The sequence below is a fragment of the Blautia sp. JLR.GB0024 genome (genome assembly GCF_037000545.1).
Lineage (GTDB): Bacteria > Bacillota > Clostridia > Lachnospirales > Lachnospiraceae > Blautia > Blautia celeris.
Genome location: NZ_JBANBF010000019.1, coordinates 17,717 through 34,931, shown reverse-complemented (window position 1 = coordinate 34,931; position 17,215 = coordinate 17,717). Strand labels below are relative to the sequence as shown.

Annotated in this window: 8 protein-coding genes; 7 read left to right on the top strand and 1 reads right to left on the bottom strand. The window is 40.9% G+C overall.

Annotated elements, in window-relative coordinates:
- Position 1: 1 nt before the first annotated feature.
- Genes V8Q34_RS24475 through V8Q34_RS24465 form a run of 3 tightly spaced genes read left to right on the top strand, consistent with a single transcriptional unit; the run spans position 2 to position 9,480 of the window.
- Positions 2-5,581 carry a glycosyltransferase gene (locus V8Q34_RS24475; RefSeq protein ID WP_335836498.1) on the top strand — a complete coding sequence of 1,860 codons (5,580 nt, stop codon included), beginning with the start codon at positions 2-4 and terminating at the stop codon, positions 5,579-5,581.
- A 15-nt stretch (positions 5,582-5,596) separates the two neighbouring features.
- Entirely contained in the window at positions 5,597-8,050 is a 2,454-nt protein-coding gene (locus tag V8Q34_RS24470; RefSeq protein WP_244806096.1) for a glycosyltransferase family 2 protein, read from the top strand.
- A 17-nt stretch (positions 8,051-8,067) separates the two neighbouring features.
- Positions 8,068-9,480, top strand: a complete 1,413-nt coding sequence (locus V8Q34_RS24465; protein WP_227211680.1) for an ArnT family glycosyltransferase — start codon at positions 8,068-8,070, stop codon at positions 9,478-9,480.
- A gap of 41 nt (positions 9,481-9,521) precedes the next feature.
- Here V8Q34_RS24465 and V8Q34_RS24460 read toward each other — a convergent pair whose 3' ends face one another.
- The gene (locus V8Q34_RS24460) at positions 9,522-10,478 is read right to left on the bottom strand and encodes a glycosyltransferase family 2 protein (RefSeq protein ID WP_033143059.1); all 957 of its coding nucleotides are present in this window, start codon (positions 10,476-10,478) and stop codon (positions 9,522-9,524) included.
- Positions 10,479-10,664: 186 nt separating this feature from the next.
- Here V8Q34_RS24460 and V8Q34_RS24455 point away from each other — a divergent pair, with 186 nt between their 5' ends.
- The 4 genes from V8Q34_RS24455 to V8Q34_RS24440 are packed head-to-tail and all read left to right on the top strand — an operon-like array spanning position 10,665 to position 17,135.
- Complete coding sequence (locus V8Q34_RS24455) at positions 10,665-12,491, top strand: glycosyltransferase family 2 protein (protein ID WP_335836497.1); 1,827 nt, start codon at positions 10,665-10,667, stop codon at positions 12,489-12,491.
- Positions 12,492-12,546: 55 nt separating this feature from the next.
- A complete protein-coding gene (locus tag V8Q34_RS24450; RefSeq protein WP_335836496.1) occupies positions 12,547-13,503 on the top strand; it encodes a glycosyltransferase family 2 protein in 957 nt (318 codons plus the stop codon).
- 60 nt (positions 13,504-13,563) lie between these two features.
- Positions 13,564-14,715, top strand: a complete 1,152-nt coding sequence (locus V8Q34_RS24445) for a CDP-glycerol glycerophosphotransferase family protein (protein WP_335836495.1) — start codon at positions 13,564-13,566, stop codon at positions 14,713-14,715.
- Between the two features lie 26 nt (positions 14,716-14,741).
- Positions 14,742-17,135 (top strand): glycosyltransferase, encoded by a 2,394-nt coding sequence (locus V8Q34_RS24440; protein ID WP_335836494.1) that lies wholly within the window; start codon positions 14,742-14,744, stop codon positions 17,133-17,135.
- Positions 17,136-17,215 lie beyond the last annotated feature (80 nt).

Genomic DNA, 17,215 nt, shown 5'->3' with positions numbered 1-17,215 from the left:
TATGGCAGAGTTGAATTACGATTATGACACGCAGAATGGACAGTATTCAGATGGTGATATAGAGGAGCGTATGCTCGAAATGGCCAGACAGGGGATCACCTATGAGGAACTGCCAAAAGAGCAGGTTGAATTTCCCATGGTTTATCATTTTGCGGGTATCAGGGAAAATATTTTAAACTGGTATCCTTTTACAAAGCAGGATTCTGTTCTGGAGATAGGGGCAGGATGCGGTGCTCTGACGGGAATGCTGTGTGAAAAAGCAGGAAAAGTGACTGCGGTTGAGTTGTCAGGGAGACGTGCAGCCATTAATTATGAGCGTCACAAAGATTATGATAACCTGACGATTATGGTTGGAAATTTAAATGATATGGTGCTGGAAAAGGACTTTGACTATATTGTCCTTAACGGGGTTTTGGAGTACGCAGCCAGTTTTACGGATGGTGAAACGCCATATGAATCTTTTCTCAATAAAATGGCATCATTTTTGAAACATGACGGAAAACTGCTGGTAGCTATCGAGAACCGTCTGGGACTGAAATATTTTGTCGGGGCGCCTGAAGACCATACAGATATGTACTTTCTTGGGCTTAACCGCTATGCAGGAAATAATTCTGTACGTACATTTTCCAAGTCAGAGCTTACCAGGCTGTTTGAGAAGAGCGGCCTTTGTCATATGAAATATTATTATCCTTATCCGGATTACAAATTCCCAACAGAAATATTTACAGATGAGACTTTAAAAGTAATCGGTTACGGGAAACAATATCCTGTATTTACAGAAAACAGATTCAGTTTGTTTAATGAGACGGATGTGGCACATAGCCTCCTTAGGGAAGAAGTGATGGACAATTTTGTTAACTCCTTCTTGGTGGAAGCCTCCAGAGAGGATGTCATTAGAGATACAGAGATACTATATGCAAAAATCAACAGTGAGAGAAAAGAAGAGTTCCGGGTAATGACATTGATCCTGAAAAGGGAACAGGAGATCTTCGTTAAAAAGCAGGCCATGAATGCAAGGGCAAAAGAATTTTTGCATCAGATGGAGCGTTATGGACAGGCAGAACTGCCGGGCAGCTTTAAAAATCTGAAGTCTGTATACAAAGATGGTGCCGTGTCATATGAATTTCTTACAGGTAAAACTTATTACAATGTAATAAAAGATTACTTAAAAGAAGGAGACAGTAAAAGTATTGAAAAGCTCTTTCAGAACCTATATGAAACATATTTTACAGACAGTCTGATGATTGAAGATTATCACACGGAAGAATTCGTCGCTATGTTTGGTGAAACAAAAGGAAGAGTTCCGCTTCGGTGTATTTCTCCTGCAAATATTGATTTGATCTGTCAGAATATTTTCCTTGAAGGGGAAGAGAAAACCATTATTGATTATGAGTGGATTGCTGACTTCCCTGTGCCGGTTGATTTCATTATGTGGCGTCTTCTGAATGAAATATATACAAAAATGCCCTCCTTAGATGCGGTCTGCCCGCGGCACAAGATAATAAAGAAATTGGGGATAACCCTGTCTGACCAGGAGGTGTATCTGCAGTGGGCACTGCATTTTGCTTATACTTATGTAGGATGTGATCAGCTGTCAAAATATGAAAAGCCTCCTGTTCCCATTTCTCTGGAACAGATTGCAGAGCAGGAAAAACTTAAAAAGTATCTGGACAGTAAAATCTATTATGACCTGGGAAGCGGTTTAAATGAAAATCAGGTGGTGGCTGCAAAGGTTCGTTTAGAGCGCAATTGCTTTAAAGCAGTCTATGATCTGCGGGGGATTTCCGGTATAAAAGGTCTGCGCTGGGATCCTGAAAATGGGTATTTTTGTAAGTGCAGGATAGATAAGGTGGATTGTAACTGTCGTGCGGTTTTAGTGCCAAACGGACTGCATCTGCAGGATAAAGACAGTACCGTATTTATAACAGAGGACCCTAATTACATTATCAGTACCCTGGAGCCGGACAAAGTGGAATATCTGGTGATCGAGGGAAAATTCTGGTACATGGACGATCAGTACAAGACAGAACTCCTGAGAGAGATGGCGTGTGAAAAATTACAGCCTTCACAGCCGGCTCCTGTACAGACCGAAACAAATGTGGAGCCGCCGGCAGTCACAATGAAAAGCAGAGCAAAAAAAGTGCTCCGTCCGGTTGTGCGTAAGCTTAGAAGAGAAGGTGATCCGGATAAGCCGCGTATATTGATCTGTCCGGGCAGCGTGGATCAGATTTCATATGAAAATAAGCTGCTCACTGTCATAGGGTGGGTATTTGATCCGGCCCATGAAATGGGAAAGCCGAGGATTGCTTTTTATCATGGTAAGAACAAGGTCAGTGAAACCGGTTATCAGGTGATCTATAGAAAAGATGTTGCGGAAAATATGGGAAATCAGGAGGCGGAAAGCAGCGGATTTTCAGTAACTGCAAGTGTCTATTCCCCGTTTGACCTGGATGTTTACTTTGAATTTGATACCATTGACGGAACTGGGGGCAGGTTACTGGGAACGATTCCGGGAGACAGGACACTGCCTGCAGATGCTGATATTCAAGTGTTTTCGGCAGAAGATGAGACAAGTATCGGTGATATCCGGTATTTTAAGAAGTGTTATGTGGATAAGCCGCTTCAGTTTCCGGAGGATTATCTTACACATGAGATAGATATTGTTGTTCCGGTCTATAACGGTCTTTCGTATTTTGATGCGCTCTTTGCAGGTGTAGAGAAAACCAGGATGAAGTACAGACTGATCATCATAGATGACTGCAGTCCGGATGAAAAAGTAAAGGAATACCTGGAGACATATGCAAAAGACCGACCGGAAGTGATTCTGCTTAGAAATGAACAGAATCTGGGATTCTTAAAAACAGTGAACAGAGGACTTAAACTGATACAAAATCACGCGGTGCTCCTGAATACAGATGTGGAGGTGCCTGAAAACTGGCTGGAACGTCTTATGTATCCCATTATATGCGGAACAAAAGTGGCTACAACCACACCGTTTACCACTTGCGGTACGCTCTGTAGTTTTCCTGAGTTCTGCAAGGACAATGCCATTTTTGAGGGTATGAAGCTATGGCAGATTGATGATGTATTCAGAAGTATGAAACCTCAGTATCCATCTATGCCTACTGGAATCGGTTTTTGTATGGGCTTGAACCGTGAAGCACTTTCTGAAGTTGGGTATCTGGATGAAGAAAACTTTGGCAAGGGGTACGGGGAAGAAAATGACTGGTGTCAGCGGGCTTTGCAGGCTGGTTATCGGAACGTGCATGTGGATAATCTTTATGTATATCATAAGCACGGGGGCAGCTTCCTGTCAGAAGAAAAAATGATGCTTCTGGAGAAGCATTCTAAAAAATTACTGGAAAAGCATCCGGATTATAATAAAGATGTGGCAGAATACTGCAGAATTGATCCGGCAAGAATGGTAAGGCTTTATGCCATCATGCAGCTTCTGAACCAGAAGACAGAGGTAAAAACAATTGTGGCCTTTGATCATAATCTGGGCGGAGGTGCAACGGAATATCTCAATAAAAAAGTGAAAGAGGAGCTGCTGAAAGGCCGTCGTTTTATTGTTATACGGTATGATATATATACGAATAAATACCTGTTCTTATACCAGTACAAAGACTATAGGATTAAGTTCTTCTCAGAGAACCTGCAGCTTTTGCTAGATATGGTAAGGCGTGTTGATGAGATCTGGATCAACGAACTGGTAACATATCCGAAACTCTATGATTTTATGGAAAGAATAGTTGGCTGGAAAGAAGAGCACTGCGCTGTTCTGCGTATGCTGCTTCACGATTTTTTCTGTATCTGTCCTGCGGTCAACCTGATGGATAAAAATGGGGCGTACTGTAAAGCTGCATCAGATGAGATTTGTAACCAATGTATACCGGATAACAGAAGCAATGCCTGCCTGGAATATGAAAGCGGGAGTGTCTGGCGTTGTAAGTGGAAAGAGTTTTTAAGGCACTGTGATGAGATATTTGCATTTTCTGATGATTCCGCAGACCTTTTAAACAGAGCTTACCCGGAAATATATAAAATCAGGGTCATTCCTCACGAACCCCATTATCTTCCGCCGATCAGTAAGAAATATAAGACAACCCCCACATTGAATATTGGCCTGCTCGGTGTTCTGTGTTATAAAAAGGGCTTGGATGTAGTGAAGGAAATGGTACGTGAGATAGAAAGGAAAAATCTCAACATACGTATCCATCTGATTGGAGTCAGTGATGAAGAGATTGACAGTCCGGTATTTTCGTATACAGGAAGATATACAAGGGAAATGCTTCCGAAACTTACCTTGGAAGAAGATATAGATATCTTTTTTATACCGTCAATCTGGCCGGAAACCTTTTCATATACAACCTCAGAAATCATGTCTATGAAGATGCCTATAGCAGTCTTCAACATTGGTGCACCGGTGGAGAGAGTGGCGCGTTATGACAGAGGAATTGTACTTGACAAAACAGATGCACCATCCGTTTTGGCGGAGATTTCAAAATTCGCGGAGGAAGTCTGCCATATTGATGAAATGCCGGTGCGGGAAGAAAAGATACTGTTTTTGGGAGAGGAGATTTCTTTTGCATCCAGATATCGTGTAGAGCATCTGAGGGAACAGCTCTTATGTCAGGGATATGCTTCCAGGTTTATCCAGATGGATGAGGCAAAAGAGTGCAGGCTTAAGGATTACAAAGCAGTGGTATTTTACCGCTGCAGTAATGAGGAGGGAGTCCGGAAGATAGTCCGTAAGGCAGAAGAACTGGGAATTCCGGCTTATTACGATATTGATGATCTGATATTTGATTATGATAGAATCGCTTCTCTGCATTTTCTGGAAGGTGAGGAATACAAAGATTTCAGGAGTACAACTCGTAAGATCCACGCCTGTATGGAGCAGTGCAGTGGCTATATCACTTCCACAGTAACCTTGGCAAGGCAGATTTCAGCTGAGTTTCCGCATAAACCTGTGGTGATCAACAGAAATACTGCAAGCATGGAGATGCAGATCCTTTCTCACGATGCAATAAAGACGAAAGTACCTGAAAAGGAAAAAATCTATATTGGATATTTCAGTGGTTCCAAGACTCATGACAGGGATTTCGCTGTTATCGAGGATGCTCTGATAGAAATGATGGAAAAATATCCACAGGTTATGTTAAAACTGGTGGGAGTTCTCTCAGAGGATAAGATGAAACGTTTCCAGGACCGCATTGAAAAGATGGGATTTATGGAGTGGCAGAAGCTTCCGGAGGCTCTTGCTGGAGTTGATATCAATTTGATGCCTCTTGAAAATACAGTGTTCCACAGCTGTAAATCAGAAAACAAATGGATGGAAGCAGCACTTGTGAAGGTGCCAAGTGTTATGAGCCGAAATGATGAGTTGGAGCCGCTGATCCAAAACGGTGTGGAGGGATATCTCTGCAGCACCAAAGAAGAGTGGGCAGAAGCTTTGGAAGCACTGATCACAGACAGTGAACTGCGACATAAAATAGGAAAAGCAGCGAATAAAAAAGTACTTGATCAGTATGTAACACAGAAGACAGGGCAGGAGGCTGTGAAGTTCCTGATGAAATAACAGAAAGGATTTAGCATGTCCAGAGAAATATATGAAGTGAAAAGAGAGCGGTTTCATCTCACTGACAGAAATTTGTATCTTCTGGAGGGTACCTGGCCAAAAGGTTATGAGGTGGAAGCTGTTCTGGATGGAAAAAAAATATCGGTTGAGGCAAAGCCGCAGGAATATGTCAGCGCAATGGACCGGTTTCAGGACATGCAGCTGACAAGCGGCATGCGTATTCAAATACAGGTCACGCTGCCTTCTCATCTGGAGCAATACAAAAAACTGATTATCTATGCAGTGGACGGCCAAAGCAGGCAGAAATGGTTTTCTGTCTCTGTCGTACAGCTTCAGAGAAAGCAGGGAAAGCCACAGTATTATCTGGAAGAAACTGCAGTGGACAGAAAAGCTGGTACCTGCAGGCTGAGAGGGTGGGCTGTCTATAAAAAGCCACTCAGTATTTATTTAGAGGATGAGAATAAAAAACGACTGGCTGTTCAGGTGCAGAGAACAAAAAGGCCTGATGTTCAGGCTCAGCACAGGGAAGCCAGGCTACAGGAGGATACCGGTTTTTATGTGGAATTTCCTTGCGGAAATAATCCATATATTTATCTTGTATTTGACGGGAAAAATGCGAAAACCATAAGAAAAATACATTTAAAATCCTCAAAGCTTATGGAAGAAAAACTCATACGGTACTATCACAAAGGGACACGATATTTAAAAATGCATGGTGCGGGCGCGCTGCTGCAGAAAGTAGTCAGAAAGGCGACCAATCAGGAACCAGGACCGATTCCATATGAGAAATGGCTTCCCAAGCATGTACCTACGCCGGGACAGCTGGAAAACCAGAGAAGAACGCAGTTTCCGTATTCACCTCTGATCAGTGTTGTGGTACCATTGTACAAGACTCCTGAGAGATACCTGAAGCAGATGATTGGTTCCCTGCAGAGTCAGACTTACGAAAATTGGGAATTGTGTCTGTCAGATGGCAGCGGCGGTGAATCTCCAATAAAGACGCTGCTTGAATCATATCAAAGGGAAGATCACCGCATTAAGGTGTGTTTTCATGATAAGCCTATGCAGATTTCAGAGAATACAAATGCTGCAATTGGATTGGCAGAAGGTGAACTGATAGCTTTTGCGGATCATGACGATGTGCTTACGCCGGATGCGCTTTTTGAATGTGTAAAAGCACTGAATGAACAGCAGGAGATTTCCGTTTTATATTCAGATGAAGATAAGATGACCATGGATGGCAATAAATTCTTCCAGCCTCATTTTAAGCCTGATTTTAATATCGATCTGCTGTGCACCGTGAATTATATCTGCCATCTGTTTGTCGTCAGAAGAGAGATCATAGAACAGGTGGGGATGCTGAGAAAAGAATATGACGGAGCGCAGGATTATGATTTCATATTCCGTTGTGTGGAATACGCAGGCAGAAAGCACATTTATCATATTCCCAGAGTATTGTATCACTGGCGCTGCCATGAAGATTCAACAGCAGAAAACCCGGAGAGTAAGAAATACGCCTTTGAAGCAGGAAAGAAAGCTATACTGGCACATTATGACAGAATCGGTGTGAAGGCCAGCGTGGAGAACGGGGAATACCTGGGGCTTTACAGGACACATTATATCAGGGACTATGATCCGCTGATTTCTATTATCATACCGAACAAAGATCATACGGATGATTTGGAACGCTGCATCAGGGCCATTGAGGAAAAAAGCAGTTACAGAAATTATGAATATGTGATAGTAGAGAACAACAGCACAGAAAAGACCACATTTGCCTATTATCGGAAACTGGAACAGGAAAATCCAAAAGCCCATGTAGTTTACTGGGAAGGAAAGTTTAATTATTCTGCAATCAACAATTTTGGTATTTCCCATGCTAAAGGAGAATATCTGCTCCTTCTCAATAATGATACAGAAATCATCAATGCAGACTGTCTGGAAGAACTGCTGGGGTATTGTATGCGCAGTGATGTTGGTGCAGTTGGCGCCAGATTATACTATGAGGACGAGACAATTCAGCATGCAGGTGTAGTTATCGGATTTGGAGGGATAGCAGGCCATTGTTTCGTACAGCAGAAGAGAGGAGAATCCGGTTATTGCCACAGGATCATCTGCGCACAGGATTACAGTGCTGTTACCGCAGCGTGTATGATGGTGAAAAGAAAAGCGTATGATATGGCAGGCGGACTGAGCGAGGAACTGGAAGTGGCTTTCAATGATATTGATTTTTGTCTGAAGCTTCAGAAGGCAGGATTTCTGGTTGTGTATAATCCTTATGCGGAGTTGTATCATTATGAGTCAAAGTCAAGAGGATTGGATGATACACCTGAAAAGGTGGCCAGGTTTGCCAGGGAAATTGAGACATTTGAAAAAAGATGGCCGGAGATACTGAAAGATGGAGATCCGTATTACAATCCGAACCTGACTTTGGACAGCCAGGATTTTTCACTGAGGCGTAATGGATGAAAATGTTAAGGAGACCCATGATAAGAAAGAAGTTACCTGAGATTCTGTTTTTGGGGACAGTATTTATATTTTTGCTCTGCTGGGCAGTGATACAGCCTCTGAATGCATCCCCAGATGAAGGAATGCGCTATCAGATCGTGGAATATATTATGAAACATGGCAGCCTGCCTCACGGTGGAGACCCTGAGATCAGGAATGAATTTTGGGGCATTTCCTATGCTTTCAATCCTATACTTCCATATATAATGGGGGCAATACTGGGGAAAGCAGCATCTTTGTTATCAGCAGCAGAGATGGCACCTGTAATTGCGGCAAGGCTCGTAAATGTGTTTTTCGGTACTGCTACTGCATTTTTGACACTTAAAATAGGAAAGCGGATGTTTAAAAAAGAAGCTGCAGTATTTTTTACCGTTCTTGTCTGCTTTTTACCGGGGGCTGTGTTTATTCACTCTTATATCAATACAGATTCCATTGCGGTATTTTCTGCGGCATGGATCGTTTGGTGCTGGATAAAGGCCATGGATAAAGGCTGGAATGTGAAAGTCTGTATAGAATTAGGAGCAGCATTGTCAGTCTGTGCATTGTCTTATTATAATGCCTATGGCTTTATTCTGTGCAGCGTGTTCTTTTTCTGCGGCAGCATTCTGTTATGTGAAGGGAAGCGTTGGAACTATAAGAAAATGCTGTCTCTCGGGATACTGATCACAGTGGTCATTATACTTCTGACAGGCTGGTGGTTTATTCGAAACGGCATTCTCTATCACGGAGATATTTTGGGGATGAATACATCTTCGGAATATGCAGAACTGTATGCCAGGGAGGATTTGAAGCCCTCTAACCGCATGACGCCGCAAAAGATGGGAATGGGTATTACAGATATGTTTTTTTGGATTCCCGGAGAATGGAAATGCAATTGGCTGACAACAGTTGCGGTCAGTTTTGTCGGAACATTTGGTTTTATGGATATATTTATGCCCAGAATCTGGTCAGCAGTCTATTGCCTGGTATATGCGGTTGGAATATTGGGAATGTTGCTCTGTATCAGACAGCAGTTTTTTGTAAGCGGTAAGGAAAAAGAAGTAAGACGCAGAAGGGATAAATCAGGAACCACTCTGTTTATAACCATCAGAAAAGAGCGCAGATGGGATACAAAGAATCTATTTCACATTTGTATGCTCATCGCCATGGTGATTCCCTTTATTCTTTTGGTAAAATATGCATATTCCAGTGAATTCCAGGCCCAGGGGCGTTATCTTATGCCAATGTTGATACCTTTTATGTATTTTATCACGCTGGGATATGAAAACATAATGGACAGGTTTGTGAAAAAAGAAATATACAGAAAATGGACTTATATTATACTGAGTGTTTTATATATCATTTCCGCTGTCGCTGTATATTATTTTGTATTTAAACCTAATTACAGTTAAAAAAGAAGCCGTACGCATATCATTCCGCGTACGGCTTCTTCTTAATCCTCATCCTTTTCAGGCTTTTCCTGACGGTACAGCTGACGTACAACAAACTGAGGCGATTTATTCTGACTGATAAAAATCCTTCCGATATATTCTCCCATCAACCCCAGCATGAGCATATTCAGACCGCTGACAATGAGCAGGGCACACATGAGAGAAGTCCAGCCGATGATCGGTTCCGGACAGATAAACTGGCGGATTACCATAATGATAGTGAGCAAAAAACCAAGGAATGCAAAGAACCCTCCGAAAAAGCTTGCGATCCTCAAGGGTTTTACAGAAAAAGAGGTAAAACCATTCAGCCACAGCATGATCAGTTTTCCGAGGGTGAAAGTAGTTGTACCAACTTCACGTTTTTTATGATCAATAAAAACATTGGTAATGTGATCTGTTGTGCGCAGGATAAGTCCCCATATATAAGGGAAGGCACTGTCATAACGCAGCATCTCATCTTTTACAAAGGAATTCATGATAAAATAACTGCATAAGGTAAGGTCCTTTGGCTTTTTCAGAAGCATGGTAGCCATCTTATCATTCAGGCGGCTTCCCCAGTTTTTAAAGGCACTGTGCTGCTTTACATGATATTTTCCAAACACAGCATCATATCCTTCTTCTATTTTCGCGATCAGTTTATGAGCCTCTATCGGAGGATTCTGGCAGTCATCATCCAGGGAAATGATATAGTCTCCTGTGGCATAAGTGTATCCGGCCATCAGAGCAGCATCCTGACCGAAATTCTTGGCCAGATTCACGGCAATGACCTGCGGGAATTTATCTGCCAGACCTTTGATCACGGAGAAGGTATTGTCCTTGGAGCCGTCATTTACCAATATGATCTCAAATTGATAATCCTCTTTTGGAAATGCTTTGAAAATATCATCTACAACAAGAGAAATTGTTTTTTCCGAATAATAGCAGGGAATAACAAAAGAGAGTTTTTTATCCAGTTTCAAAATATGACCTCCTTGTATTTCTAGTTACTGTTCACTCCGTGAACAGTAACCGTTTAAACTCAATCTTCTTTAGTATAGCACATTCGAGGTTCCCTTTAAACAGAAAATGTGGTAGAATGTACGGGTATATAAGTAAAAGGACGGGTAAATCTGCCCAAAAGAATGGAATTTGCAGAGGTAAAAGTTATGTCTAAAGGAAAACTGGAGTGGGGAAGAATTTTGAAAAAGCTTTCTCCGTATACCATACAGAAGGGGTACCGCTATTTAAAACATTATGGACCGAAGGAATTTTGGATTCGTCTGCACGAAAGATTTGAACCGGAAGAGGTTCCGTATGGTCCCTGGTATGAAGCTTACCGTCCCACAGAAGCAGATTTAGATAAACAGCGGAAACGGGTATGGAAATATTCTCCTAAGATTAGCATTGTGGTACCGGCATACAAAACACCTGAAAAATTTCTGCGGGAAATGATGGATTCTCTGAGAGAGCAGACCTACAGCAACTGGGAACTGTGTATAGCCAATGCCAGTCCGGAAGATGCCTCCATGGAATTTACACTGAAAGAATATTCCTCTTTTGACAGCAGAATTGTGTGGAAGAAACTGGACAAGAATCTTGGAATCGCAGAGAATACTAATACGGCCTTCGCCATGGCCACAGGTGATTACATTGGACTTCTGGACCATGATGATCTGCTTGCCCCTAATGCTCTGTATGAAATCGCGTCAGCTTTGGAAAAAGATCGGGACATTGATGTGATCTACACGGATGAAGATAAGGTGAGGGCAGATCTGTCGGAACATTTTCAGCCTCATCTGAAGCCGGATTTTAATCCGGATCTGCTTCGGGCGAATAATTATATCTGTCACCTGTTTGTGGTAAGACGCGGAATCATGGAACGGACAGGCGGTTTCCGCAGTGAATTTGATGGTGCCCAGGACTATGATTTTATATTCCGATGTGTTGAGAGCGCTGAAAAAATACATCATATACCGGAAATTTTGTATCATTGGCGGACTCATCAGGCTTCCACAGCGGATAATCCGGCCAGCAAAATGTATGCCTATGAAGCGGGAAAGCGGGCAATTGAAGGCAATTTAAAGCGCAGTGGTCTTAACGGAAAGGTCAGCCATACAAAAGACTATGGTTTTTATCGAGTGGAGTATCAGGTGAAGGAGTCTCCTCTGGTTTCCATTATCATCCCTAATAAAGACGAGAAGGAAGCTTTGAAAAAGTGTATAGACTCCATTTTTGAGAAATCAACATATGAAAATTTTGAAATCCTTATTGTGGAAAATAATAGTGAGACAGAGGAGATTTTTTCATATTATCGTGAACTGAGCAGACAGGACAGAATACGTCTTCTAAAATGGAAGAAGCCATTTAATTACTCTGCGATCAATAATTATGCGGCATCAAAAGCAAAAGGAGAATATCTTCTGTTTTTAAATAATGATATGGAAGTGATTTCTCCTAATTGGATGGAAGAGATGCTCGGACACTGCCAAAGGCCGGATACAGGGATTGTGGGAGCAAAATTGTATTATCCGGATGGAACCATCCAGCATGCAGGTACAATCATCGGTATCGGTGGAATCGCCGGACATATGTTCGTCAACATGCCGGGAGAGCGTACCGGTTATCTGCATAAGGCTTCCCTGCAGCAGGATTTAAGTGCGGTCACGGCTGCCTGTATGATGGTAAAACGCGAAGTGTTTTTTGAAGTCAATGGATTTGAGGAAAAATTGACAGTCGCATTTAATGACGTGGATTTTTGCCTTCGTGTACGCCGGAAAGGATATTTGGTTGTTTATGATCCTTTTGCAGAGCTGTATCATTATGAATCAAAGAGCCGTGGGACAGAGGACAGCAAAGAGAAGGTGCGCAGATTTCAGAGTGAGATTGAGTTCATGCGCTGCCGGTGGGAAACACTTTTAAAAGAAGGGGATCCTTACTATAATAAAAATCTTTCTCTTACAAAATGGAACTATTCCCTGCGGCCAAAAGAATAAAAATCTCAGGACACAGTCTTATTCTAAGACTGTGTCGGAAAGGTTTCCGAAAAACATGTATGAAGTATCTGTAATTATTCCTAATTTTAATGGAAAAAAATATTTAAAAGACTGTTTGGACGCATTGCTCATGCAGGATTTTCCTTCATTTGAAATCGTAGTGGTGGATAATGGGTCAGAAGACGGCAGTATTCCATATCTCAGCCGAAATTATCCGCAGGTCAGACAGATCGCTCTAAAAGAGAATACAGGTTTCTGTGGGGCGGTCAATGTGGGAATACACAGTTCTCAGGCAAAATATATACTGCTTTTGAATAATGATACTATCGTCCAGGAGGGATTTATTCAGGCTTTAGTTCAGGACATTAAAAAAAGTCCTGATATTTTTTCGTGTCAGGCAAAAATGCTGCAGATGCATGATTACAACAGGATAGATGATGCCGGAAATTATTATTGTGCCCTTGGATGGGCTTTTGCCGACGGTAAAGGTAAGCCGGAGGAAAATTATAATAAGCGAAAGAAGATATTTGCCTCCTGTGCGGGAGCTGCTATCTATAGAAAAAGTATTTTAAACGAAATCGGATACTTTGATGAGGAGCATTTTGCCTATCTGGAAGACCTGGACATTGGGTACAGGGCCAGGCTTTATGGATATGAAAACTGGTTTTGTCCCACAGCACGCGTATACCATGTGGGAAGCGGTACCAGCGGCTCCAGGTATAATCTTTTTAAAGTCAGATATTCTTCCAGGAACAATGTGTACATGATATATAAAAACATGCCGCTTTGGCAGATCGTGCTGAATTTGCCGCTGTTTGCAGTGGGATTTGGAGTGAAGGCAGTTTTTTTTGCTGTTAAGGGGTTTGGAAGAGAGTATATTGCGGGGATAAAAAATGGGTTTGAGATTTCCGGGAAGAACAGAGACAAAAAGGTATCCTGTATACACGGAAAAGGGAAACGTTATTTAAAAATACAGATGGAATTGTATAGGAATATTTTGAAAAAATTGTAGACAGCGCATGGTAATCCATGTGTATGATAGAAATATATAAAGTTGAGTGGGGATTCTGAAATGCTGCAAAAGGTAGAAAATATATTGAAAGCGCAATTGTATAAAAGACAGGAGCTTGATTTTCATATTTGGGTATTTTCATCTGTTGACAATTGTAATTTTAATTATAATTCTAAATATTTGTTTTTATATGTAAGGGATACACTTCCGGACATCAAGCCGGTATTTGTTATCAATGACAAAAAAAAGCGGCAGCAGTTGTCAGAACAATATGGTGAGGGATTTTTTATTGACGGTCTTTGCAGTGAAGGAATGAGATTGATACTGAGTGCAGGTGTCTGGTTTACTTCTGCCGGCCTTCCTGTATATGAGTGGAAAGGAAACCCGGACCGCATAGTTGTAAACTTGTGGCATGGGATTCCTTTGAAAAAAATAGTATTGATGGAGGAGAAGCAAAGCTTTTTCCGCCGGTTCTATTTTAAGCATGTGTTTTCCAGTAAATATACTTATATTTTAACAACAAGTACACATCTTGTACCTGTCATGTCAAAAAGTTTTGCAGTGCCGGAGGAATGTATAAAAATATGGGGCCAGCCAAGAAATGACGTTTTGTGGGAGACACCCGCAAAAAGTGAAGTTTTGCAGACTATGAAGATAGAAGAAGGGGCTTCTCTTATTTTGTATGCCCCAACCTACAGAGAGTATGGAGATACGGAGTTGTTTCCTTTCCCGGATTATGATAAAAAGGAAATGGAGAGCTTTCTTCAGAAAATAAACTGTCATATTTGTATAAGGATGCATTTAAAGGAACAGGGTGGAACAGAAAAGTACGCCGGTACCCATATTCATTTCATGAATGAAGACGTGATTGAGGATATTGCGCTATGGCTGAATTGTTTTGATGTATTGATAACGGACTATTCAAGCATCTATCTGGATTATCTACTACTGAATAAGCCGATCATATTTCTTCCTTATGATCAAAAAGAATATCTCAGGAAACGAGGAATGAATTTTCCATATGGAAAAGTAACTCCCGGGCCAAAACCGGAAAGTCAAAAGGAATTTTTGAATTGTGTGGGGAAGGCTTTAGCCGGTCAGGATGGATATGATTCCGAGAGAGAGAAATGTAATTCTTACTTTAATCAGTTGAAAGAGCCCTGCAGTAATAAGATATGTGATTATATATTGCATGATATAAAAAACAAATAATAGTTTTTATCCGAGAGGAAAATCAAATGCAGACATTTATTAAAGTGTTAAAAAAGCTGAAAAGCGGCACATGGTATCCTTTTTATAATAGTTTTTATGAACATGTACCGCTGGACTCCAATATGATATTTTTGGAATCAAGAGGCGGTAAAGCACTGGAAGGAAATATTTTTGTTCTTTGCAGAGAATTGGAAAAAGACAAATATAACAAATTTAAGCGGATATTAGCTGTAAATAAAACTTCAAAAAAAACGATCATACAGAAACTTAAAAACTATGATCTGCATGTGAATAAGATAGTAGAGACAGGCAGTCTTCAGTATTATTTTTATTTGTCGAAGGCGAAATATCTGGTTAACGATACAAGTTTTCCGGGAAGGTTTATTAAAAAAGAGAAGCAGATTTATCTCAATGTCTGGCATGGAACCCCTCTGAAAAGGATGGGAAGAGATAATGTAGATGAAGTGTACAGTATGGGAAATGTAATGCGAAATTTACTGGCAGCAGACTATCTCTTATTTCCCAATGTATATATGGAAGAAAAAATGTCAGAGGCGTATATGCTGGACAATCTTTATGAGGGAAGGATACTTCATGAGGGATATCCCAGAAACAGCATATTTTTTTCGCGTGAAAGCGGAGAGGATATGAAAGAAAAGCTGGGGTATAAAGGGCAGCAGTTGATTATGTATATGCCCACATTTCGCGGCAAAGCGGACAAGATTGAAGTGAAAGGGTTTGGAACAAGGATACATCAGCACTTGTATGAGCTGGACCGCAGACTTTCTGACGAACAGATTTTACTGATAAAGGTACATCCATTTATTCAGGACCAGATTGAGATCAGTCAATATTCACATATTAAACCCATACCTGTGGAATTTGACTCTTATGAAGTTTTAAATGCGTGTGATGTCCTGATTACAGACTACTCCAGTGTGATGTATGATTTTGCTATTACCAAAAGGAAAATCATACTTTTTGCTTATGATTATAAAGAGTATATCATGGAAAGAGGGATGTATGAAAATATAAAGGACTATCCTTTTTCCATAGCGGAGACTGTGGATGATGTCATACGAGAATTGAGAAATGATTCCGGCAGTGCGGACAGTGAGTTTCTTATGAAATATGGAACTTATGAGAGCAGAGATGCAGCAGATAAAATCTGCAGACAGGTATTTTTAGAAGAGAATTGCTGTATGGTTGGCAAAATGAAAAAAAACGGCAGAAAAAATATTCTAATATATGCAGGTGATTTAAATCAGAATGGAATCACTACCGCATTCTGCAGTATGATGAAGTATGTGGATAAAAGCAGGTATAATTATTATATTTCTTTTCGGATGCAGTCAGTAAAAGCAGAACCTGAGCGCACGAAAAAAATACCCGGAGAATTGGGAGTGTTTCCAATCGCCAGTGAGATGAATATGGATGTATTGACAGGTGCTGCGCAGCTTTTGTATATAAAATTGGGCTGTAAAAGCCATTGGGTAAAAAATAGACTGCATTGTGCATATCAGCGGGAGTGGAAGAAACATTTTGGAAATGTAAGATTTGCTCATGCAGTTCATTACAATGGTTATGAAGCATATATAACATCTCTGATTGAAGAGGCACCATGTACAAAAACAATCTGGGTTCATAATGACATGGAGAAGGAAATAGCCATAAGAAAAAATCAGTCCCGGTATTTGCTGGAAGATGTATACAGATCTTATAATAATGTTGTGATTGTCAGTGAGGACATTCGGCAGTCGACTATACGAATCAGTAAAAAAGAAGATAATATACGTGTGATTGGTAATTGCCATGATTATGAAAATGTAATAAAGCGCAGTCAATTACCGATAACTTTTGATAAGAATACTCTGTCTACAAAGACGAAGGAAGAGTTAGAACAGGTTTTTAATAACAAATCCGTAAAGTTCATAAATATGGGAAGATTTTCTCCAGAGAAGGGACATGACCGTTTGATAAAGGCATTTGAACAATACTGGCTGAAACAGAAAGAGTCTTATTTGATTATTATAGGAGGAACCGGTGATTTCTACGGTAAAACTGTGGAATTGGCGCGAGCTACTGCGGCATCTGATCATATAATATTAATCAAATCATTGCGCAATCCTATGCCAATTTTGAAAAAATGTGATTTATTTTTGTTATCTTCTTATTATGAAGGGCTGGGACTTGTTCTACTGGAGGCGGATACACTGGGAATACCTGTAATGGCCTGTGATGTACCGGGTCCCAGTGGCTTTTTGAGGCAGCATGGAGGGATTTTGTTAGAGGACAGCGAAGAGGGAATTTTGCAGGGGATGAAAATGTTCACGCAGAAAAAGATTTCTCCTATGAATGTGGATTATGAACAGCTAAACCAGGAGAGCACTAGGAAATTTGAGGAGTTATTGACAGAATAAAGTAAATTGCATTAGCTATAGAATTGTGGTATACTGCTGAAGATAGAAAATTGACATTACAGAAAGAGAAGAGGTCGTAC